The following is a 21,030-nucleotide window of genomic DNA, read 5'->3' as shown; positions in this document are numbered from 1 at the left end:
CCCACGCCCCTCCCAGCGGACGAGTTACTCGGTTGCGGCCACGGCCGACTCCGCCCCGGCGGAGACCTCCGAACTCACCGGATGGACCGACGGCGTGCATTTCGCCTCGAAGTCCTCGCGGAAGCGCTGCACGGTGTAGCGCACCGGCCAGGACGCCGCGTCGGCGAAGGCACAGATGGTACGGCCCTCCATCTGGTCACAGAGGTCGAGCAGCAGATCGAGGTCGCGCATGTTGCCCTCTCCTTCGTCGATGCGGGTGACGAGGTTTTCGATCCAGCCGGTGCCCTCGCGACAGGGCGTGCACTGCCCGCAGCTCTCGTCCTGGAAGAAGTGCGCCACGCGCCGGAGCCAGGAGACCATGTCGGTGTCCTCATCGAGCACGAGGATGCCTCCGGTGCCGAACATGGTCCCCGCCTCGTTCAGGCTGTTCGAGTTCATGGTGACCCCGTCCACCCAGTCGCCAGGGATGGGAGGTGTCGAGGCCCCGCCCGGGACGAAGGCCTTCATGTCTTTGCCGTCGCGCACGCCGCCGGCGACCTCTTCGATGAGGTCGGTAATGAGCATCCCCGTGGGGTACTCGTAGACGCCGGGGCGGTTGACGTGGCCCGAAATGCCATAGAGAACCGGTCCGGGATGATCCTCCGCGCCAGTGTCGGCAAACCAGTCGGCGCCTTTCTCCATGATGAGCGGGACGCAGGCCAGCGTCTCGACGTTGTTAATCGTGGTGGGACACCCGAAGATGCCCTTCTGGGCGGGGAAGGGAGGCTTGTAGCGCGGGTACCCGCGCTTGCCCTCGATGCTTTCCATCAGGCTCGTTTCCTCCCCGCAGATGTACGCCCCGGCGCCTTTGTGGAAGACGATCTCCATCGAGAAGTCCGAGCCCATGATGTTCTCGCCCACGTACCCTTTCTCGTAGGCCTTCTCGAGCTCTTCCTTCATGTGCACGATCCAGTCCGTGTACTCCCCCCGAAAATACACGTAACAGGTGTCGATCTGGAGCGCGTAGCCCGCAATCAGAATCCCCTCGAGCATGAGGTGCGGGTTGTACTCCATGATCTGCCGGTCCTTAAACGTGCCCGGCTCGCTCTCGTCGGCATTGCAGGCCAGGTAGCGCGGGCGCTCGCCCACGTCGGGCATAAAGCTCCACTTCATCCCCGTGGAGAACGCCGCGCCGCCGCGACCCCGCAGGCCCGACCGCTTGACGATCTCGGTGACGTCGTCGGGATTGATGCTGTCGTCCTTGAGGACGTTGCGGAGCCGGTCGTAGCCGTTTTCTTCCTCCTCGTAGACCTCCAGCTTGTGGAGATCCTCAACGGGCGGCAGCAGCACCCGATCGTACGAGCGCCAGTCGCCGGCCTTGGTTTGGGTCTGGGGCGTCCCGTTCGTTTCCATCGATTCAGTGTCGAATTGCGAGTGTCGAATGGCGAATGAGCCGTGATCCGTGAAACGTGAAGGCGTGAGGCTGCTCTCCACTCACGCATCACTCCTCACGCATCACGCGTCATTCCAGATGCTCCGCCCGGGGCTGCGTCTCGTAGGTCGTCGTCTTCTCCACGTCGGTCCGCCGATTGCCCCCCATCTCATCCTCGTCCTGCGGCAGCGTGACGGACGTGAATTCCGGCATCTCCCCGTCCCTCAGCGTCTCGATCAGGTCGTCTACCTTCTCCGGCGTGAGCTGGTGCACGTACACACCGTTCGACACCTCCAGCATGGGCGCCGAGCCGCAGCACCCGAGGCACTCAGCCTCCTGCAGCGTGAACGTCCCGTCGTCGGTCGTCTCGCCTGCGTGGATGCCCAGCTTCTCCTCCAGGTAATGCAGAATGTCGTAGCCCCCGCACACCTGACACGTGAAGCAGGTGCACACGTCAAGGACGAATTCCCCCTTCTCCTCCTTGTAGTACTGGTGGTAAAACGTGGCCACGCCGTAAGCCTGTGAGAACGTCATATCCAGCGTGTCCCCGCAGAACTTGATGACCTCCGGCGGCAGGTAGCCGAATTTCTCCTGTGCTAGCCACAGCACTTTCATGATGGCCCCCTGATCCTCCGGGTATTGCGCCTTCCAGGCCTCAATCTGTTTTTTCTCTTCGTCGGTCCACACGAGCTCGTCGTCGGCGAACTCCGGGTCCGGATCTTGGTCCGGGAGCTCAACGACGGGTCGCGTGATGTCGAACTCGGACATTGTCGATTGTCGGTTGTCGAATCTCAGTGATCGAACGCGGGGCCGGATGTCGGATTCTTCGACACTCGACACATTCGCCGCTCGAAAATTAGCCCCCTGTGTGCCCCTACTTGTCGGACTCGCCCAGCACCGGGTCGATAGAGCTAATGATGACGACGGTATCGGCCACGAGCGCCCCCTCCATCATGTACTCCATGGTCTGGAGGTTGGTGAACGACGGCGCATTGATGCGGACCCGCCAGGGACGCCCCGTGCCGTCGGACGTGAGGTAAAACCCGAGTTCGCCCTTCGGCGACTCGATGGCGTGGTAGGAGTGCGCCCCTTTCGGCGGGACGGTGCCCACGTCGGTATACATGAAGTCGTGGATCATCCCCTCCATGGAGTAATAGACCTCTTCCTTCGAGGGATAGGCCTCTTTCGCGTCGTCGGACCGGATGGGGCCCTCGGTCATGCGGTCGAGGCACTGCTCGATGATGCGCACGCTTTGCTTCATTTCCTCCATGCGGAGGAAGTACCGCGCCAGGGCGTCGCCCTCCTCGCGCACCGGAATGGTGAAGTCGACCTCGTCGTACTTGAGGTAGGGCTCGAAGCGGCGGATGTCGTAGGGCACGCCGGAGCCGCGCAGGGTGGGACCGGTCGCGCCCAGTTCCAGGGCCTCCTCCTTCGTGATTCGGCCTACGCCCTTGTTGCGATCAATCCAGATGCGATTGCGGTTGAGGAGAGTCTCCCACCCCTCGACCCGGTCCGGGAATTTCTCGATGAAGTCGCGGATCATTTCAATGGAACGCGGGGACAGGTCCGTAGCCAGGCCGCCGATGCGGCTGTGACTCACGGTGAAGCGGGCCCCAGCGACCTCGTCGAAAATGGAGTAGATTTCTTCCCGCTCCTGAAAGGCCCAGAGGAACACCGAGACCGCCCCGGCGTCCATTCCGGCTGTCCCGAGCCAGAGGCAGTGCGAGGAGATGCGCGCGAGCTCGCACATGATCATGCGGATCCACTGCGCGCGCTCCGGCACCTCAATGCCAGCCAGCTTCTCGACGGCCAGGCACCACGCTACGTTGTTGGAGTAGGGCGACAGGTAGTCCATGCGGTCGGTGTACGGCATGAACTCCTGGTACGTCTTGTGCTCCGCGAGCTTCTCGATCCCGCGGTGCAGGTAGCCGATGTCGACCACCGCCTTCTGGACGGTTTCTCCATCGAGCTTCACGACGCAGCGCAGCACTCCATGTGTAGCCGGGTGCTGCGGCCCGATGTTGAGAATCATCTCGTTTTCCAGCGGGTCCATCTCCGCCTTTTTGGTCACCGGCGGCTCCCCGTCCCCTCGCGCGGCCTGTTTCTCTTCGAGCCAGGCATGCTTGGTTTCGAGCCGCTCGTAGAGCGCCTCGTTGTGCTCCGGCCAGAACCGAAACTGGTCGCCAATATCGAGCCCCGGAAACTCTGGTGTATCGGGCATACTGTGGGGGGGCGTTGATGCATGAGTACGTTAGAACGCTGGACGCGTAGCGTCCGAACGCTCATTCAGCGTCGCTGCCGGTGGCCGGTTCTTCGTAGCTCTTGACGGGCTTGGAGCCACGGGCGGCGGCAAAGGGATCCATCGTAAGCTCGCCGTCTGGGGTTTGGGGGGGCAGCGGCAGAGAGCCCGGCACGCCCAGTTGCGGAAATTCCTTGCGCAGCGGGTGGTAGTCGAAATCCTCCGGCATGTACATGCGCCGGGGGTCCGGGTGGTCGACGAAGTCGAAGCCGAACATGTCGTAGGCCTCCCGCTCGTTCCAATTGGCCGCGCGGTAGACGTCCGTCACGCTCGGCACGCGCATGTCCGTCTCATCCACGCGTACCTTCAGGCGGATGCGCGTCTGGCGCTCGGTGCTCACGAGGTTGTAGAAGACCTCGTAGCGGTCCTCGTCGGTGAAGCGGTCGATGCCGCCCAGGTCAATGAAGTAGTTGAAGGCTTCCTCCTCCTTGAGAAACCGGCAGATCTCTCGAATGCGGCGCTTCTCGACGTAGATGGTGTCTTCGTTGGCGTACCGTTCAACGCCGTGGACGGCAGCGCCAAACTCCTCCTGCAGGGCATTGATGACGTCGGGCGCGTGGGTCGTGCCCTTCGCGTGCGGATTTTCGGTCTCCTGCGCTGAGTGGGGCTCGGCGGCAGGGGTGTAGTGGAAGCGGAGCTCCTCCGGATCTTTCGGATCCGATGTGCGGGGATCGTCGGGCTTGCTCATGGGACAGTTCAGCGTCTTAGGGCGTCACAATCGGCGAGCCACAGTTGGGGTGCGTGGGTGGGGGACGGCGGATGGAAGAGGACAGGCGGCAACCGGCGCCTACTGGAGGGCAGGTTCTCTCAAGACATCTTCTTCGTCCTCGTCCTCTTCGACGGTTTCCGCCGGAGACTCGAGAGTCTTGGCCTTCGGTTTCTCGAGCTGGCCCGGGAACTTGTTCGTATTCTCGGGCATGATGGGCACCCGCTCACGGGCCTTTCCGAACTCGTAGTCTTGCACCACCGAGTACTCGTTGCGGATCTTCTCCTGGATGTCCATCAGCGCGTGCAGCACCGACTCGGGGCGCGGCGGGCAGCCGGAGATGTAGACGTCGACCGGCAGGAAATTGTCAACCCCTTGCACGACGCCGTAGCAACGGTGCATGCCGCCGGTGGAGGCGCAGGCGCCCATGGCGATGCACCACTTCGGGTCGCCCATCTGGTCCCACACGCGGCGGATGGCGTGGCTCATCTTGTAGGAGCACCAGCCGGCCACGATCATGAGGTCGGCCTGGCGCGGGGTGAAGCGCATGGCCTCGCTGCCGAACCGAGCCGAGTCGTATTTCGGCCCCGCAAATCCCATCATTTCGATGGCGCAGCAGGCCAGGCCCATGGGCATGGGCATGAGGGAGTTTGACCGGGCCCAGTTGAGGAGGGCGTCCACCCGGGTGGTGAAGAAGCCTTGCCCGTTCGAGGATCCAGCCATGGAAGGATTTCAGGCATTTGGAAAGGGTGCAGAGGCACGGCGCAGCAGCCTTCCGTTCGGGCGCTCGGCAGGACTGGAAGGCCGTGTGTTGGTTGGGTACCGGCGTTAAATGACGCCGGTCGTCCACTGGTTTCACCCTCCAGTGCGAAATCTCCGCAATCGCTGGCCCGGGGCCCCGGCGCTACTGCTCGAAATCCAGCCCCCCCTTCTTGACGTCGTAGAGGAGCCCGACGAGGAGAATGATCGTAAAGAGGGCAATGACGGCGATGACACCGAGCCCCGCGCCGTTCTCGACGAAGCTGCTGAAGCTGGCCGCCCACGGCCACATGAACACTACCTCGACGTCGAAAACGATGAAGATCATCGCCACGAGGTAGAACTTCACCGAATACCGCTCGTGGGCGCTACCAATCGGGTCCATGCCACTCTCATAGGGCATGGTTTTCGTTCCACTGGGGCGGTCGGGGCCGAGTAGCTCAGCGGCGGCCAGCAGGGTCAGGGCGAGCCCAATGGCCAACCCAATCATGAGAAACAAGGGGACGAAGTCGCCAAACATGGCCGATCGCGGATGGTGGTCGGAGCCCAGCGAAAGGCGTCCCCGATAGGGCGGACGCTTGGGGGAGTAGGGCACGGTACACATCAGCCCCCGCGGATGCAACGACGAGGCCCCCCGAACGCCCAAAGAGCGAATGAACTATCAGGTGTGGATGGGCCGATGGACACGGCCTTGTCTCGTTGTCCTCTTCCATGCGTCCACACGTCCGTACTTCCGCCCCTAAAGGGTGTAGGTGAGTCGGGCGATGATCATGCGGCCCAGTGCAGGTGCGCCAACGAACTCGCGGTGGTTGTTCCCGAGCACGTTCTTTGCGGTGACGTTCACGCTCAGCCCCGGCACCGTCGGGACCGTGGCCCGGGCCCGCACGTCGAGCAGGGTGTAGGCGTCGACCGTGCCCGTGTAGGGCCCAAAGCGGACCGGAAAGTCGTCGACGTAGTGCGCGGTGGCGCCAATGCTTGCGTCGAAGCGGGGCAGTCGGTAGTCAACTCCGCCCTTCACCTTGAGCGCTGGGGCATTGAGTGCAATAGCCCCCGCTCCCCCATTGCCTCTAAAGGAATCGTCGCTCACGACGGAGGTGTTGCCGAAAATCGTGAGTGCGCTGGTGGCGTTCAGCTCTGCGGCTACGTCCAGTCCCCAGTACTCGATGTTACCGGCACTCCGGTACTGAACGGGCACCCCCACCGCTGGCACGAGGACGTGGTCCCGCGTCTCGTAGTATCCGTCCACGTTGAGCCGAAGCCGATTGGCAAACTGGCCTTTGTACCCCGCCTCAAAGGTCTGAGTCTCGGTGGCCTGCGGGGGCGTGGGCGCCGCCGGGACGATCCGAAGGAGGGGCGACGCCGAGGGCACCGACACGGTGCGGTTGTAGCTGACCCGGAGCGCGTGCTGCGAGGTCGGGGTGTAGACGAGTGCGGCCCGCGGCGACACCTGCACCTCCTCCCGCACGCTGAGATAATCGGCCCGGCCCGCCAGGGTGAGCGAGAGCGAGGGAGCGAGGGACGTGGTGGTTTGGAGGTAAGTGCCGACCGTGGCGAACTCGTCTTCGTCGGGGCCGGGCCCCACCGCCGCCGGTTGGAGGAAGGTGCCGTCGGCCTCTCCGCCGACGAGGACCTCAGTGTCGAGGGCGTCGACCCCAAACGCGTACTGCAGCTGCCCGTCGACCTGCGTCCCTTCGTCGGTCACGAAGGTGCCGGTGCGAAGGCGGTACACCTCGCTTTCGGGAAGGTCGCGGTTCAGGGCCACCTGGGCGGAAAAGGCGCCGGCCTCCAGGCGGAGCTGGCCGTAGCTGTACCCGAAGTTGGAGGCCTGCAGCGTGCCGATCGGCGACTGCAGAGGACTCGTCAGGGACGCGTAGCCGCCGCGGAGGCTGAGGGCCGTGTCGTTTCCGAAGCGGTATTTTAGCATGCCGTTCACGTTGTATCGGCGGTAGAGGTCTTCCCGGCGGAGGCGGAATTCGGGGTCCCCATCGTCGTCCCGGTCAATTCGCGATGCGTCGCGCCCCGCCGGCACGGCACTCCGCTCCTCGTACACGCGGTACCGACTGAGCTCTGCCGCGTCCTGGCGATTGTTCGGGTCGAGCGCCCACTCGTCGGCCCGGCCCCACTGGCCGGTAAACTTGTACCCCACCGTGTTCCCAAGGACGCCCGCCTGACGGAACTGGGCGTTGAGGTACGAGCGGGAGCCGCCGGACAGGGCGAGGGAGGTGCCCGGATCCTGGAACGGGTCCTTCGTGACGAAGTGGAGGACACCGCCGTCCACGCCCGTCCCATACAGAGCCCCGGCTGGGCCGCGCACCGCCTCGATGCGGGCGAGGTCGAGCGCCGTGTTCGGCATCACGCTGTAGAGGTTCAGGCCGAGGGCCGGGGCGGCGGCTTCCCGGTGGTCCGTGAGCACGTAGGGGGCCGTCGAGAACGCGCTGTTGAAGCCGCGGAGGGCCAGTTCCCGCCGGTCGACCCCGGTCTGGGCCATGTCGACCCCCACCACGGACCGAAGCGCCTCCACCGACGAGGTTGCAGACGCCCGGCGGATGCGTTGCGGCTCCAGCACGGACACCGACGCCGGGGACTCCAAGAGTCGCTGCGGGCGCCGCGACGGCGTCTCCGCCACGGTCTTGAAACTGAAGGGATCCACCCGTAGCTCGACGTCGATGTCCCGCGACTCGCCCATCTCGAGCGTCAGCGGGATCCGGCGCCGCTGATACCCGAGCGACGAGATCTCGAGCACGTAGCGGCCGGGCCGGATCCGCGTGAACCGGTAGGTACCAATCACTCCGGTCCTCGTCTCCCGCACCCCCGACGGGTCGTCAATTTTTCGGAGCATAACGGTCGCCCCGATGAGGGGGGTGCCCTCATCTGCGTCCGTGACCGTTCCTGTTACGGTTCCCAGATTTTGGGCTGTGGCCCCTGGCGGCGTGAGGCCAAGCAGGAGCACCACTACCAAAATCACAATTCCCTCATGCGGACGGCGGAAGCGAAGCGCGTTGCTGCACCGAGCAACCATGTCCGGGTCAGAATGTGATTTTCGTTCGTCAACGAGCGTGACGGAAATGACTGGCACTTTTGAAACGATCATCTCCCGAGATCACGTTCCGGGCGACGGCTTCCCTGCGGATCGTCTTTCACTCGTTTTCCTCTGCCGACGGCAGGGTTCGTCGGAGCACGCGAGCGACGTTCCCGCCCATAATTTGCTCCACTTCGCGCGGCGTGAAGCCTTCCTCCAGGAGCGCCTCCGTTAGCAGCGGCAGCCCCCCTGCCTCGAACGGCGCCAGCACTGTCCCGTCGTAGTCGGTGCCGAGGGCCACGTGCTTGGCCCCCACCAGGTCCGCGACGTGCGCCATCGCCTCGGCCGTGGCCGCCGCGGTGGGCCCGCAGACGGCCTTCTCCCAGAGGCCGATGCCGATGACCCCGTCCTGCTTGGCGATGGCCCGGACGTGCCGGTCGCTCAGGTTGCGGGGGCTCGGACAGGTGGCGTCGACGCCGGTGTGGCTCACCACGACCGGCTCGGAGGTCCGCGCCAGCACGTCGTCGATGAGGGCCTCGGAGGCGTGGGCCAGGTCGATGGTGACGTCGTTCTTCTTCAGGCGCTCAAGCACCGCTTCCCCGAAGTCGGTAAGCCCCCCCTTCTCAATCCCGGTCGAGGAGCCCCCGAGGGCGTTGTCGAAAAGGTGGGTGAGGCTCATCATGCGGTAGCCGTCGGCCACGAGCGTGTCGACGTTTGCGACCGTTCCCTCCAGGGCGTGCAGGCCCTCCACGGCCAGAAGCGTGCCCATCGCGTTCGGGTTCTCCTCCCGGCCTGCAAGTAGGGTATCGAGGTCCGCCTGAGTGCGGAGGAGCATCAGGCCCTCCCCCCGGCCCACCGCACGGCGGAGCTTGCGGGCCTGGTAGCGGGCCCGCGCCAGGCGGCTCGTCCAGGTGCGGAGGGGCCACCGCTCCGCCGCCACAAGATAGGGGATCTGGTCGGAGCCGGCGGCGGTGCCCTGGTAGCTCTGGCCCCAGGGCACCTGCGTGACGGCGGCAAACACCTGCAGGCCCACCCCGCCCTCCCGGAGCCGCGGGACGTCGGAGTGGCCGCGGTCGTAGCGCTGAAGCGGATTGCGGGGCCAGAGGAGGAGGTCGTTGTGCAGGTCCGCCACCATGAGGGTATCGTGGAGGGCCTCGGCCCGGGCGGAAGCGTCGTAGGGCGGCTCGGCCCGGACCCTGTTGTAGCGGGCGTCGGCGATCGGGGCGGCGACGGTGAAGTACCCCACGACGGCCAGGCCGAGGAGGGCGACGAGGACGTAGAGAACGACGCGGACCACGGGTGGTTACGGGTTTTGGGTTGAGGGTTGGGGGCGGACGCGTTTTCCTCCTACGTCTACACCCTAAACCCCGGGACGTTTAGCAAAGCCCAAAGCGACGACGAAGTCTCGACTGTGAAACTCAGCAGAGGGTAAGGAGCGAGGGCAGCCCCCAATCCCTCCTCTCCCGCCTCGGCCCCCTGGCTGCGAAGTCCTCACACTTGGCACGGCCGCGGTCATTCATCGAGCGTTTTTGGGCTGGGTGCAACCTGCTCGCGGAGATCCCTGTCTGCTACACTGGAGCAGGGAGCGGTATGTGGACCGAGAGGCACTCGGCCCTCTTCCCGAGCGTCCCCCGACACCCGATCCTCCTGCAATTAACCAGCACGCTACTCGGAATCATGCGTCTCACGACCGGCCTGCTGGCCCGACACGGCTTCCACTCCACTCCCATTCTGTTTCGCAATTCTGGTTCTCGACGCCCATGATGATTCGTAGAGCGATGCCCATTTTCCTCACCACCGCTCTCTTCCTGCTTGGGATCGCATCTCCCTCCGCCCACGCCCAGGAGCCGGACTCAGCGGCCGTCCGCGCGGCCTTCGACAGCATCGTGGCGGCCCACACCTACACCGCCACGCTGGAGGACGGACAGCTCACTGGCCCGGGCGCCGACTGGCTGGAGGCTCGCGGCCGGGCGGTCGACCACTTCCTGATGGGCGAGCGCCACGGCACCGCCGAGATTCCCAAGGTTGCCGCCACCCTCTACGAGCGACTGCGCGACCACGGCTACGGCCCCGTCGCCCTGGAAATCGGCTCGTTCGCAGGGGAGGCGACGACCGAGGCCCTCCGACAGGGCGGCTACCCGGCGCTCAGGAATCTCGTCACCCGCTACGAAAGCCCCCCGATTGCCTTCCTCAACCGGAAGGAGGAGTCGGAAATGGCGGCACGCATGGTCGAAGCCGGGGCGCCGATCTGGGGGATCGACTACGAGTTCATCTACAGCCTCCCGATGCACCTCGACGCGCTGGCCGAAGAGGCCAAGACCGACCGCGAGCGGACAGCGGTGCAGAACACCCGTACGAAGATGAAAGAGGCGTGGGGTGGGGAGACAGGCCCGGCTGTCGCGGCTGCTCCCCCATCGGCCCTGAAAGCGCTGCGAGCGGCCTTCGAACCGCGGGGCGACGAAACGGCCCTGGCCCGCATCGATGCCCTCCTCGAAAGCAACGCGATCTACGCCCCTTACGTGCGGACCGACGGCTCTTTCTTCGAGAGCCGAGTCCGCCGGGAGACCCTCATGAAGGAGCAACTGATCGACCACATTCGGCAGTGGGAGGCCGAGCACGGCGAGGCGCCCAAGGTCTTCCACAAAAACGCCCACACCCCTAAACACTCCTCGGAAGGGATCTACATTCCGCTCGGGGGCTTCATGGCGGAGTGGGCCCGGGCACGGGGCGAGGATACATTTCACGTAATGGCCGACTGCCAAAGCGGGCAGATTCCGAAGACCGGTCAGGGCGGAGGTGGTGAATGCACTCCCTGGCTGGGCGGGGAGGACGGCCCCTTCGCAAAGCATCTGCGGGAGAACAAGATCACAATCATCGATCTTCGGGCCCTTCGTCCTCGCTACTTCGACTGGGACATCCTGCCCGACAAACTCCATGAGGCCATCGTGTCGATCGATGCCTACATCGCGATCCCCGACGTGCAGCACTCCGAGCCCCTGAATGCGGTGCCGCGGGGGGAGTAGAAGGTTGAAGGTTAGAAGATTGGAAGATTGCGGGCAGGGGCTCTCCCCGCCTCCCTTCTCAATAAAATGCGCCGAGCAGAACGCCGTAGGCGAGATGGGCCGCGAGCGTGAGGGCCGGCGTATTGCGTCCATAATTGAGCGCCATGAAGCCGGGGGGCTCCAGTTGGCGTGTGGGCGTAGGCCCGTGGTGCTTGCTGGCCATGCGCGGATGGAGGTCCGGCAGGGCGGGCATCACGACGATGAGGATGAACAGGCCGTGGAAGACGCCGAGCAGTCCCCCAATCCACCACGACGACCACTGCCAGCCCTCGAAGACGAGCGCGTACAGAAGGGCGAACGTCATGCCGAACCCAAAGTGTAGCGCGAAGCCGAGGGCCATGGCCCGGCTCCGGTGCGACGTGAACATGCTTCCGATCATGAACGGAAAGCTCATGCGCGACCAGCCGAGCCCCTGACTCGCCGCCATTAGCAGGGTCAGAACGCCTGTGGCGAAGACGCCCCAGAGCAGGGCCTCGCCGACGTGGAGACTAAGCGCGGGAACCATGAGTCGAATTCAGGCAGCGATCAAAACGACGAACGCCACACTGCGCAACGCGAGAAGTCAGTTAGGCGCGGGGGCGGTGTCGGACGGATCCTCGGACACTCTTTCGAGGGTGAGGACGGCGTTGATGAGGCCCACGTGCGTGAACGCCTGCGGGAAGTTGCCCAAAAAGGCCCCCGTGTCTGGATCGATCTCTTCGGCAAAGAGACCGAGGTCGTTGGCGTAGGAGATCGTCTTGTTGAGATTCTCCCGTGCCTCATCGAGGCGGCCGAGGCGGGCAAACATCTCCTCGTCCCAGAAGCTGCAGATGCCGAAGGCGCCCTCCTCGGACGAGAGGCCGTCGTCGGTACCGGGCGGATAGCGGTACAGGAGCCCCTCCTGGGCCAGTTCTTCGTGGATGCGAGTGAAGGTCGATTCCATGCGCGGCGCGGTGGCCTCGGTGTAGCCGTAGAACGGGAGCAACAACAGGCTCGCGTCCACCCGATCGCCGCCAAACGTGGCGACGTAGCTGCCCATCTCTTCGTTGTAGCCCTGCTCCTCCACGGCGGCCCGAATCGTCTCGGCCTCGCTCCGATACCGGTCGGCGTCCACCCGCAGGTAGCCGGCCTCGCGCAACGCCACGAGCCGCTCCAGCGCCACGCAGCACATGGCCCTCGAGAACGTGTGGTGGTGGCGCCCGGAGCGCACCTCCCAGATGCCTTCGTCCGGCGCCCGCCACCGCTCGCACACCTCGTCGCCGAGGCTCCGCAGCAGGCGGGCATGCCAGTCGTCCAGCCGCTCCTCCCGCCGGGCGAACTCGTAGGCCGCACTGATGAGCTCACCGTACGTGTCGAGCTGGAGCTGGTCGTGCGCGCCATTGCCGACGCGGACGGGGGGCGATTGGCGGTAGCCTTCCAGGTGAGGAAGCGTCCGCTCCTCTACGGTCGAATTGCCGTGTACGTCGTAGAGCACTGAGAGCTTCGGCGCCGTGAGGCGGGTGGCGTGCAGGAGCCACGAGAAAAAGGCACGGCCCTCTGCCTCGTAGCCTAGCTCATAGAGCGCGCGCAGCGTGAGGGCCGCGTCGCGGAGCCAGCAGTACCGGTAGTCCCAGTTGCGCTCCCCCCCGATGGCCTCGGGCAGCGACGTGGTAGGGGCCGCCACGATGGCCCCTGACGGGGCGAACGTCATGAGCTTGAGTGTGAGGGCGCTCCGCACGACGGCGTTCCGGTACGGGCCCTCATACTCACAGCGCTCGGCCCAGTCGTGCCAGTACCCCACCGATCGCTCCAGTTTGCGCTCGGCGTGGTCGCCCAGAAGGGGCAGGACGGCCGGCTCCCCCTCATCGTACGTGAGCGAGAGAAAGTGCCGCTCGCCCGCCCGGAGCGTTCGCTGGCCGTAAAGCGCCCCCCGTCCCCGCGACAAGGTGAGGGGCAGTTCGCTTCGGACGATCAGGACGGCCTCCTCGTGGTTGTAGAAGAATCCGTGTGGCCCTCGATCCTCCAACGGCGGGTCGATCCGGGCGTACTCGATCCGCGGATCGCAGACGACGCTGACCTCCACCTCTCCTTCCAGGCACTCGACCCGACGGAGAATTTCGTGCTCGGGCCACAGCTCGCGCCGGTACGCCTCGCGGCCCGCCACCGGCATTACGTCCGTCAACCGCAGCACACCCGTATCCGTCGTGAAGGTCGTCTCTAGCACGTTGGTGTCCTCCAGGTAGCGCCGCTCCACCGTAAAGTCGCCGACCGGGCAGACTTGGAAGTGCCCTCCCTCGTCGGCGTCGAGGAGGGCGGCGAAGACCGACGGGCTGTCGAACCGCGGCCAGCAGAGCCAGTCGATCGAACCGTGCTTGCCCACGAGGGCGGCGCTGGCGCAATCGCCAATGACGGCGTAGTCCTCAATGGGGACGTAGCGGGCGTCCGCGTCGGGCATCGTGGGGGACAACCGGGCCCGGGGAGACAGACTGAAAACCGATCGGTGTCACTTCTGCCGCCCCCGAAGTGTTCAACCGATGCTTGCCCCCCGTTCCCTTCTTCGCCTGAGCGTCGGTTGTTTCCCCAACGCGTACGCCCAAAGGTCGAGGACGGGCGGTACTCTGCACCGAGAGGTCGATCCGGAACTGTGATCGGCCAACCCGGAACCGTTGCCAACTTCACTTACGTCATAGCGACAACCCATTTGATTTCCCGGGACGTAAGGTTTGCCAGGGAAAACCCGTCTGCCTCCCCGACGATCGCCGGGAGCGGGCGTTCTTGTTCAGTGTCTGTCCGGCGCCACAGGCCCACCTCCTCATGTCTCCCGACCGGGAAGACGAAGCCATTGTCCAGACCACCGAGTGCCCGAACTGCGGGCGCATTTTCGCAGGGGACTACTGCCCAACCTGCGGCCAAGAGGCCGATCCCTCCTCTTCGGTGGCCGGGGTGATCGGGGGATTTTTCCGAGAACTGGTCGACCTCGAAAATGGCTTTGGCGCCACGCTGGTCGGGCTCACCCTCCGCCCCGGACAGGAACTGGCAAATTGGGAGTGAAGGGGCCCCTCACCGTTGAGGGGCCGGGCTCACGCCGGCCGTCCTACGAGTCGCAGGCCGCCCCGCAGTGCCGACGGAGCCACCCGCTGCCCCAGCTGATCCAGCGCGCGGCACAGGGCCGACAAGGGCCGCGGCAGGTCACCGCTCGGCACAAAGCGCCAGAACCCAATGTCGGGCCGAAGCCCACTTTTGCGGAGCAGGCGGCGGGCCCGGGCGGGCGAGAGGCGCCGGTCCGTAGCGAGGTGGCGCGTCGGCACGCCCAAGCGGTCGGCGAGGCGGTACCACCAGTGATCCCCGTTCAGCGTGAGGGCCACGACGCGGCCCGACGGCTTTAGCACGCGGGCGATTTGCCGGAGCGCGCGGGCCGGGTGCAACAGGTGTTCCAGCACCCCCACACACAGCACCGCGTCAACCGAGGCGTCGGGCACGGACGCGAGGCGCTCGGCGTCCCCCACCCGAAAAGTGAGCGAAGGATGCTGGGCCTGGTCCCGGGCCGCCTGCACCATCTGGGGCGAGAGGTCGATCCCGAGCCCGTGATCGATGCGGTCCGCGAGGGCCCGCAGGTGCGCGCCATCCCCGCACCCCACGTCGAGCACCACGTCGGAAGCCCCGAACTGGGCATGCCGGGCGAGCACGCGCAGCCGATGCCGGCGGAGGGCCTCGGCCGGGCCGTGTCTTTCGGCGTAGTGTCGGGCCAGATCATCGAAGAAGGCCTGGACGTCCGCCTTCGCGGTGACCGGCCTGGGAGTTGGGAACGAACGCACGGCTCAATGCGGCAGTTGTGTTACGGATGATCGGGAAGGAGGGCGGCCCGCTCGACACCGCGAGGCCGATACGGCGGAAGGGGCGCAGGGGCGTGCCCCCGTCGGGCACGATCGTGGGCTGTGAGCACGCGCACGAGTAGCGAATACAGCCCGGCGTGGTGCAGGGTGTCAGCGGCGGCAGTCCTCCGGAGCCCTGGAGCGAACCCGTATTTTTTGAAGCGGCGGACCAGGGATTTCTGCTGGCTCAGCACGTGAAGAGGGGTCGCCAGGCTCTTGGTGTCCGCAAAGTACGGCTGGTGGTCCCCCACGACGATGACGAGACTGTTCGGGGGCGCCTCCGCGCGCAGGTAATCCGTCAGGACGCGCCAGTCATACCGGATCGTGCGGAAAAGGCGCTCGGTCTGGGAGAGGGTCGACCACCCCGGACGCTCCGGTTCTTCCCCGGACGCGTCGGTGACGGGAGGCCCCGGTGCTCGTGGTTCAGAACGATTCAGGGCGGCGGGATCGTCCACGAGGGGCGGGGGTGGGGTGCTCCACGGTCCGTGGGACGTGACGGTCTCGAAGAAGAGGAAGAACGGGGGCGCTGCCGTCTCGACGAAGCGCTCGTGCGCAACGGACAGGCTGTACTGATCCGGCACGATGCCCCATCCCACGTCAGGCCCCTCGTAGTTGAGGTCGTGCAGGTAGAACGTGCGGTCGAACCCGTACGGATTGGCCACAGGCAGCCCCGGCCGCGTCCGGACCGGGGGCTGAAGCGTAGCAGTCTCATAGCCCTGATGCCGAAGGAACCGGACGAGGTGGGGACGGCGCGGCAGCGTCGGCCGCAGCACGTCGAACATCGGCTGATGCTCGACGGGCGTGCCGAGAAACAGCGTGGCCACACTGAGCCACGAAAGGCCCCCGAATACCGGGGCCCTGCTCCGTGCACTCGCCGCGTGCCACCCGGCTGCCCGGAGCGAGTCGGCGGTGCGCGCCATGAACTGGTCGTATGGCACGGGGCTGTCCGGCGCCGCCAGGATCGAACCGTAGGACTCGACCATGACGAGATACAGCGACGGAGACTGCTGCCAGTCTAGCGACTGGTAGCCTACATAAGTCGAATCAGACGTCCCCTGTGCCCGCTCCGTTACCTCGTGGCGCAGGGTCCAGGAGGCATTCACGTTCCGGACGAGGCACTCTGTGGTCGACAGGCAGACGCTCTGGTAAGTGGCCCGGCGCAGATATGTCCCTCGATGGTCCGCCATGGCAGCGAAAATAACGAGCGGCCACACAATCGCGTTGGCGACGAGCACGCCTCGTCGTCCCCCCGGCGTGGCCAGGGCGCGATGGAGCCGACGCAGCAGAGGCGGCAGTGCCCACATGAGCCCTCCGAACAGCCCTACCGCCGCTATCCCCGTGGCGACGTCCGTCATGGGCAGGGATGCATTCACGAGCAGATAAACAGCCCCCACAAGATGGGAAGCGTCGGCATAGAAGATGGGACTCCGATGGAGCATCGTGACGACCACTGCGTCGTACGTGCGGTACACCAGGAGAAACAAGATGCTGCCCATCACGAGGCCGCGGACGCGGGACCGTTCCTCCGAATGTGGGACGACCGAGAGAAGCGAGGCGAGCGCGAAAAGGTCGAGGCTGAAGAGATAGTACGCCCGGAACGGGTGCTCGAGATAGCGGACCGGGTCGGTGGGGACGGTTCCGGCGACCAGATCGGGCAGTCGGAGGAGGACGCTCAGCCCTACGAAGATCCCGATTCCCTCCACGAGCACACGCGCCGCGTCCTCTCGAGTGCGTGCCGGGAGGTACCCGGTTTCCATCCCGGTCCATTCGGCGTTCTGTATCCGGTTGGACTCACCCATGGTGTGGTTCTGCGGTCAGGGTCGGGATCACCTTCGATCGACAACCGGCGATCCGGGCGGCACGCGCACGGATCGGCAGGAATCCCCCCTCCCTAAAACTTCGAGAAGTCGAGAATCCGAAAGATGTTGAACCCGAGGCGTACGTTGCCGTCCGCGATATCCCCGCCGAGGTCGGCCCCGCTGAGGTACTGGTCGGTCGTGAGCCCACGGCCGTTGCTCACCACGACCTGGAAAACGTGCCCGTCCGTCGTAATTTCGACCCCGGCGGCCCACGTGTCGTGGCGATTCGGAGCTGTGGCGATGGCGTCAGGACGCGAGAGAACGGGAGTCCACTCCCCCACGAGCGCCACCTTCTCCTGTACCTTCCAGCGGGCTCCGAGCCCAAGGGTCACGAGGGGGGTCTCCCCATCCAGATTCTCGTCCGGATTCAGCGTGAGGCCGGGCACCAGCGCGAGCCCAACCTGGTCCACCACGGTGCGCGTCAGGCTCACCTGTGCCGTGTACTTGAACGCCGCCGAGCGCCACCGGCGCTGGCCCGGGATATCTCGGGTCAGCCAGTTGACGGCTCCCTGCACGGAGAGGCCGACGGGCCAACTCGGATTCCGCTCGTGCACGGCCCCGTACCGTGTCTCCAACTCGACGTTGTCCCTGCGATCGGAACGGCCTAGGGTGACGAGCAGACGGTCGGTGAAGGCGTACCCTAAGCTCAGGTACATGGTGGCCCCGCTGTCGAGGCCGTAGAACCCGGCGTAGCCCGTATTAACGGGCTGATTGAAGCGGTGGCTGATCAGGAAGAGCCAATTGCCCCCTTCGAGGGTCCGCCCCGTTGGCAGATTGATCACCTTCCAGCCACTGAACGGCATCGGGTTCTCGGGGGAAGCAGAGCGCTCTGACTGGGCCTCTGTGTCGGGCGTGGCCTCCGAAGAGTCGGGCGAGGGAGCGGCGCCCATTTCGTCGGAGCCCCCCGGCGTGGAGGCCGTCGCCTGAGCAGCTGCGACGCAGGGGGTGCCTCCCGCGAGGGTCATCAGAACGGCGAGCAGACCGATGAATCGAGAGGTGCGCATGGCTAAGTGTGGCGGTCAGGCACGACGGATTATCGCACAGCCCCCGCCTTCTCCCCGTTCGGCCTCTCTTCTCCTGCCCGCCGAGCCGGAGGGACGAGGACCCCTTCATTCCTGTCGCGGAGCGGTCCTGTTTCACTGCGGGCACTGTTTTCTTTGGTCTGAGGACCACCGGAACGACGGGCCGCGCTCGGCGCCTTTTCTATATCGCCCACGATGCGCGCGTCAATGCGAATGGTGTCGGCGACGGACGCCCACAGAATTGAGGGGCGCTCCACGTTGAAGCGGGTCAGCGAAATGGGAAACTTCGCCCGGACTCGCACCTGGCCATCGCTAATCCGCACATCCGCTGTGGTCTCCACCGTGTGGGTGCGCCCGTGGAAGGTCAGGGCGCCGGTCACCGCCCATCGTCCGGCGTATCCCTCGCTGGCCCGCCCCCACTGTACGGGCTGGAGAGATGTCGTCCGAAACTCGACGATCGGATGCTGGTCGGCCTCGGTCACCGTGCGCATCTTCCGGTCGCGTAGGTCGTTGCCGCTGTCGAAGCTGGCGACGGGCACCCGAATCACGGCGCGGCTACTGTCCGGATGCTCCGGATCGAGCATGAAGCGGCCCGCCACGTCCTGACTCGTTCCGGTCCAGTCGTGCATCGGCGCCGAGCCGGTGTAGTCGACCACGCTTTCGGTGGAGTCGACGGTCGCGACGGCCCGTTGTGCACGAGCATTCGCAATTCCAGTAAGTCCCAGCACGCACGCCGCAAGGACGATGGCACTGATGGAGGGCCCCTGGAATAGCGCTTTTGGGGGAAGTAGTGGCATGCGCATCGAACAGGAATGAGAAATGCGGGGGATAAGGGGTAATTGAGACAGGGAGTACGCGGGTGGTCTGCAGAGCTACGGTTCCGGAATCGGCCTCAACCATTTCCCATACCGAACTCTTCTCGCCCTCCTTTCTCACCCAGTGATTTCTATCTTCCCCCCCATGTACACATGAATGTCACACTGGTAGTAAAGCGTATCCGGAGCCTCTGAGGGCGGCGTGAAGAAGACCGAGCCGGACGTGGATTTCGCGTTTTCGACGCCCTGACTAAACTCATCGCCTCCCTGTCCCTCTGCGGTTCGTCCGATGTAAAAGGGATGGGCAAACCCGGCCGGCCCCGCCCCCGACTGGACACTTTCCTGGAGCGCAAACTCGTACCGACGCCCACGCTCAAGCGTGATCACCTCGCCCGGTCCCCCATCGATCGCAAAGGCCGTCCCGATGTTGTTTTGATCACTGTACGGGTAGCTGCTCGTGATCTCCTCGACGGTCACCTCGAAGGTTCTGGCGACATTTCCTCCGTTGGACCCCCCCGAGTCGCAGGCAACCAGGAGGGAGGGCGCTCCTGCTCCGACAACGCCGAGCGCTCCCAAGCGCTGGAGAAATTTGCGGCGGGAAACGTGTTGTCTATCATCCACGGCACAAGGAAGGGGTCAGTTGAAGAGAGTACGACATGAGTGTGAGCGGGCACCTCCCGGCCCCCTCTACACTCGACCATTCAGAACGCGCACTATGAAAAGTAACCACTCTCGCACTTTGAAGAAAAGGTGCAGTTATGATGTCCCAAAGGACGTGCGGTGGAAGATTCATTCTTCCGGTCGCAGTTGGCTCACGCTTTTGCGGTGTAACAACGAAAGGAGGAATGCAAAAATCTCTGGGTGGGGTCCGGCCAGATACTGATAGAGTTGTAATCCCTCCTCGCCCCACAGCGTGTCGGGGGGTTTGTTACCGATTGTTCGCCCTTCACCGCCAATCACACCCCCCGGCTGCACCGATCCAGCGACGCAGAGGTGCCTGTGTTGGCGCGACTCGACGTGGGCCGCGAACGCCGGCGGGAGGGGGCGTGCACGCGGTACTACGAGGAGAACCGAGGAGGACTCGTCGTTCCCTCATCCTTCGGTCGACAATGCCTCCCGGAGCCGGTCGAGGAAGGGGCGCTGCCCCTCCACGATCTTCTCCGCCGCCTCGTCCAGTGGAAGGTACGCGGCCCGGTCCAGCTCCAGAAACTCCTGGGTGGTGCCCGAGTCGGGGGGCCACTCGATCTCGAACCGGTTGCTCTCCAGCGCCTCCGGATCCACGTCCGCCTTCATGGCCCAGGCCGCCACCCGCTTGCGGCTCGACTGCTTCACGGTGCCGAGGTCGACGTACGCATCCTTCTCCGACGGCGGCCGGATGCCGGTTTCCTCCTCGAACTCCCGCCGCGCGGCGTCGAACGGGGCCTCGTCGTCCTCAATCAGGCCCTTCGGGATCGTCCAGGCCCCTTCGTCCTTGTTCCACCAGTACGGCCCGCCAAAGTGGCCGAGAAAGACCTCCAGTTCTGAGGCTCGGCGGTAGAGGAGAAGGCAAGCGCTGTGGTCCATGACGATCCGATAATGGCGGGTGGACCCAAAATCGATCGGCAAGACTCCTCCGTTCCCCATTCGGCGCTTTCAACGTACGATTGCCGCGGTTCTGTTCGGGGGCGTAGAACGTCTGTCATTCAGTTCTTATCTTCCTGACGCCGATGGCTCGGCGGAGAAAGCGCCGGCGACAGACTGGCGGGGATTTCGCGTGTGAGCGTCGTTCTTCTGAAGTGCTCCCATGAATCGAATTGCCCTCCTGGCCCACGACAAGTTTCCCGACCACGACCAGGCCAAGACGGCCCTGGGCCTGATCCGCTACGGGGACTACGATGTGCAGGCGGTGATCGACCGGTCCAACGCCGGACGGCGCGTCCCCGACGTGCTGCCCGGCGGCCCGGACGCCCCGATTGTTGCCCGGATGGACGAGGTGGAGGCGGCGGTCGACGCGCTCGCCATCGGGGTCGCCACCGTCGGGGGACGGTTCGACGAGGACTGGCGCCCAGACATCCGCGCGGCCCTGCGGCGGGGTTGCACCGTGATGGCCGGCCTGCACGACTTCTTGCAGGCGGACGAGGAGTTTGCGGCGCTCGCCGAGGCCCATGACGCGACGATCTGGGACGTCCGCAAGCCGCCCGACGACCTGCCGGTAAGCCGGGGCGTCGCCGACGAGGTGGCGGCCACCGTGGTGCTGGCGGTGGGCACC

General features: G+C 65.3%; 19 protein-coding genes. 3 read left to right on the top strand and 16 right to left on the bottom strand.

Annotated elements, in window-relative coordinates:
• Positions 1–24: 24 nt before the first annotated feature.
• The 8 genes from nuoF to ABEL04_RS14395 all read right to left on the bottom strand — a co-directional run bounded on the left by nuoF (position 25) and on the right by ABEL04_RS14395 (position 9,491).
• The gene (nuoF, locus tag ABEL04_RS14430; RefSeq protein ID WP_375803101.1) at positions 25–1,392 is read right to left on the bottom strand and encodes an NADH-quinone oxidoreductase subunit NuoF; all 1,368 of its coding nucleotides are present in this window, start codon (positions 1,390–1,392) and stop codon (positions 25–27) included.
• Positions 1,393–1,501: 109 nt separating this feature from the next.
• Entirely contained in the window at positions 1,502–2,179 is a 678-nt protein-coding gene (nuoE, locus tag ABEL04_RS14425; protein ID WP_375803100.1) for an NADH-quinone oxidoreductase subunit NuoE, read from the bottom strand.
• 106 nt (positions 2,180–2,285) lie between these two features.
• Positions 2,286–3,632 carry an NADH dehydrogenase (quinone) subunit D gene (nuoD, locus tag ABEL04_RS14420; RefSeq protein WP_375803099.1) on the bottom strand — a complete coding sequence of 449 codons (1,347 nt, stop codon included), beginning with the start codon at positions 3,630–3,632 and terminating at the stop codon, positions 2,286–2,288.
• A 61-nt stretch (positions 3,633–3,693) separates the two neighbouring features.
• Positions 3,694–4,398, bottom strand: coding sequence for an NADH-quinone oxidoreductase subunit C (locus ABEL04_RS14415; protein ID WP_375803098.1), 705 nt, complete (start codon positions 4,396–4,398; stop codon positions 3,694–3,696).
• A gap of 99 nt (positions 4,399–4,497) precedes the next feature.
• Positions 4,498–5,139, bottom strand: a complete 642-nt coding sequence (locus tag ABEL04_RS14410) for an NADH-quinone oxidoreductase subunit B (protein WP_375803097.1) — start codon at positions 5,137–5,139, stop codon at positions 4,498–4,500.
• Positions 5,140–5,320: 181 nt separating this feature from the next.
• Positions 5,321–5,695, bottom strand: coding sequence for an NADH-quinone oxidoreductase subunit A (locus ABEL04_RS14405; protein WP_375803096.1), 375 nt, complete (start codon positions 5,693–5,695; stop codon positions 5,321–5,323).
• A 219-nt stretch (positions 5,696–5,914) separates the two neighbouring features.
• Positions 5,915–8,194: a TonB-dependent receptor gene (locus ABEL04_RS14400; protein WP_375803095.1), complete on the bottom strand. Its 2,280-nt coding sequence runs from the start codon at positions 8,192–8,194 to the stop codon at positions 5,915–5,917.
• A gap of 118 nt (positions 8,195–8,312) precedes the next feature.
• Positions 8,313–9,491, bottom strand: coding sequence for a dipeptidase (locus ABEL04_RS14395; RefSeq protein ID WP_375803094.1), 1,179 nt, complete (start codon positions 9,489–9,491; stop codon positions 8,313–8,315).
• Between the two features lie 481 nt (positions 9,492–9,972).
• Between ABEL04_RS14395 and ABEL04_RS14390 the strand changes: the two genes are divergently transcribed.
• The gene (locus ABEL04_RS14390) at positions 9,973–11,217 is read left to right on the top strand and encodes a hypothetical protein (RefSeq protein ID WP_375803093.1); all 1,245 of its coding nucleotides are present in this window, start codon (positions 9,973–9,975) and stop codon (positions 11,215–11,217) included.
• A gap of 58 nt (positions 11,218–11,275) precedes the next feature.
• Here ABEL04_RS14390 and ABEL04_RS14385 read toward each other — a convergent pair whose 3' ends face one another.
• The gene (locus ABEL04_RS14385; protein WP_375803092.1) at positions 11,276–11,761 is read right to left on the bottom strand and encodes a hypothetical protein; all 486 of its coding nucleotides are present in this window, start codon (positions 11,759–11,761) and stop codon (positions 11,276–11,278) included.
• Between the two features lie 57 nt (positions 11,762–11,818).
• Complete coding sequence (locus ABEL04_RS14380) at positions 11,819–13,669, bottom strand: glycoside hydrolase family 15 protein (RefSeq protein ID WP_375803091.1); 1,851 nt, start codon at positions 13,667–13,669, stop codon at positions 11,819–11,821.
• Between the two features lie 359 nt (positions 13,670–14,028).
• Here ABEL04_RS14380 and ABEL04_RS14375 point away from each other — a divergent pair, with 359 nt between their 5' ends.
• Positions 14,029–14,265 carry a hypothetical protein gene (locus ABEL04_RS14375; protein ID WP_375803090.1) on the top strand — a complete coding sequence of 79 codons (237 nt, stop codon included), beginning with the start codon at positions 14,029–14,031 and terminating at the stop codon, positions 14,263–14,265.
• A gap of 29 nt (positions 14,266–14,294) precedes the next feature.
• On the opposite strand, the gene ABEL04_RS14370 is transcribed toward ABEL04_RS14375, so the two are convergent.
• From ABEL04_RS14370 to ABEL04_RS14345, 6 genes are all read right to left on the bottom strand, one after another.
• Positions 14,295–15,029 carry a class I SAM-dependent methyltransferase gene (locus ABEL04_RS14370; protein WP_375803089.1) on the bottom strand — a complete coding sequence of 245 codons (735 nt, stop codon included), beginning with the start codon at positions 15,027–15,029 and terminating at the stop codon, positions 14,295–14,297.
• A gap of 20 nt (positions 15,030–15,049) precedes the next feature.
• Positions 15,050–16,885 carry a sulfatase-like hydrolase/transferase gene (locus ABEL04_RS14365; protein ID WP_375803088.1) on the bottom strand — a complete coding sequence of 612 codons (1,836 nt, stop codon included), beginning with the start codon at positions 16,883–16,885 and terminating at the stop codon, positions 15,050–15,052.
• Between the two features lie 92 nt (positions 16,886–16,977).
• Positions 16,978–17,949: a DUF5777 family beta-barrel protein gene (locus tag ABEL04_RS14360; RefSeq protein WP_375803087.1), complete on the bottom strand. Its 972-nt coding sequence runs from the start codon at positions 17,947–17,949 to the stop codon at positions 16,978–16,980.
• Between the two features lie 29 nt (positions 17,950–17,978).
• Positions 17,979–18,764: a YceI family protein gene (locus ABEL04_RS14355; protein WP_375803086.1), complete on the bottom strand. Its 786-nt coding sequence runs from the start codon at positions 18,762–18,764 to the stop codon at positions 17,979–17,981.
• 135 nt (positions 18,765–18,899) lie between these two features.
• The gene (locus ABEL04_RS14350; RefSeq protein WP_375803085.1) at positions 18,900–19,403 is read right to left on the bottom strand and encodes a twin-arginine translocation signal domain-containing protein; all 504 of its coding nucleotides are present in this window, start codon (positions 19,401–19,403) and stop codon (positions 18,900–18,902) included.
• A 471-nt stretch (positions 19,404–19,874) separates the two neighbouring features.
• Positions 19,875–20,345, bottom strand: coding sequence for an NUDIX domain-containing protein (locus tag ABEL04_RS14345; protein ID WP_375803084.1), 471 nt, complete (start codon positions 20,343–20,345; stop codon positions 19,875–19,877).
• 220 nt (positions 20,346–20,565) lie between these two features.
• Between ABEL04_RS14345 and ABEL04_RS14340 the strand changes: the two genes are divergently transcribed.
• Positions 20,566–21,030: DUF1611 domain-containing protein (locus tag ABEL04_RS14340; RefSeq protein ID WP_375803083.1), on the top strand; the 465-nt coding region annotated here is incomplete at its 3' end.

Source organism: Salinibacter sp., assembly GCF_042218895.1.
GTDB lineage: Bacteria > Bacteroidota > Rhodothermia > Rhodothermales > Salinibacteraceae > Salinibacter.
This window is presented reverse-complemented; position numbering and strand designations above follow the sequence as displayed.

What these genes read in the sequence shown, in the direction of transcription:
- nuoF (WP_375803101.1), bottom strand. Translation starts at nt 1,392, where the DNA reads ATGGAAACGAACGGGACGCCCCAGACCCAAACCAAGGCCGGCGACTGG.
- nuoE (WP_375803100.1), bottom strand. Translation starts at nt 2,179, where the DNA reads ATGTCCGAGTTCGACATCACGCGACCCGTCGTTGAGCTCCCGGACCAA.
- nuoD (WP_375803099.1), bottom strand. Translation starts at nt 3,632, where the DNA reads ATGCCCGATACACCAGAGTTTCCGGGGCTCGATATTGGCGACCAGTTT.
- ABEL04_RS14415 (WP_375803098.1), bottom strand. Translation starts at nt 4,398, where the DNA reads ATGAGCAAGCCCGACGATCCCCGCACATCGGATCCGAAAGATCCGGAG.
- ABEL04_RS14410 (WP_375803097.1), bottom strand. Translation starts at nt 5,139, where the DNA reads ATGGCTGGATCCTCGAACGGGCAAGGCTTCTTCACCACCCGGGTGGAC.
- ABEL04_RS14405 (WP_375803096.1), bottom strand. Translation starts at nt 5,695, where the DNA reads ATGTTTGGCGACTTCGTCCCCTTGTTTCTCATGATTGGGTTGGCCATT.
- ABEL04_RS14400 (WP_375803095.1), bottom strand. Translation starts at nt 8,194, where the DNA reads ATGGTTGCTCGGTGCAGCAACGCGCTTCGCTTCCGCCGTCCGCATGAG.
- ABEL04_RS14390 (WP_375803093.1), top strand. Translation starts at nt 9,973, where the DNA reads ATGCCCATTTTCCTCACCACCGCTCTCTTCCTGCTTGGGATCGCATCT.
- ABEL04_RS14385 (WP_375803092.1), bottom strand. Translation starts at nt 11,761, where the DNA reads ATGGTTCCCGCGCTTAGTCTCCACGTCGGCGAGGCCCTGCTCTGGGGC.
- ABEL04_RS14380 (WP_375803091.1), bottom strand. Translation starts at nt 13,669, where the DNA reads ATGCCCGACGCGGACGCCCGCTACGTCCCCATTGAGGACTACGCCGTC.
- ABEL04_RS14375 (WP_375803090.1), top strand. Translation starts at nt 14,029, where the DNA reads ATGTCTCCCGACCGGGAAGACGAAGCCATTGTCCAGACCACCGAGTGC.
- ABEL04_RS14365 (WP_375803088.1), bottom strand. Translation starts at nt 16,885, where the DNA reads ATGGGTGAGTCCAACCGGATACAGAACGCCGAATGGACCGGGATGGAA.
- ABEL04_RS14360 (WP_375803087.1), bottom strand. Translation starts at nt 17,949, where the DNA reads ATGCGCACCTCTCGATTCATCGGTCTGCTCGCCGTTCTGATGACCCTC.
- ABEL04_RS14355 (WP_375803086.1), bottom strand. Translation starts at nt 18,764, where the DNA reads ATGCCACTACTTCCCCCAAAAGCGCTATTCCAGGGGCCCTCCATCAGT.
- ABEL04_RS14345 (WP_375803084.1), bottom strand. Translation starts at nt 20,345, where the DNA reads ATGGACCACAGCGCTTGCCTTCTCCTCTACCGCCGAGCCTCAGAACTG.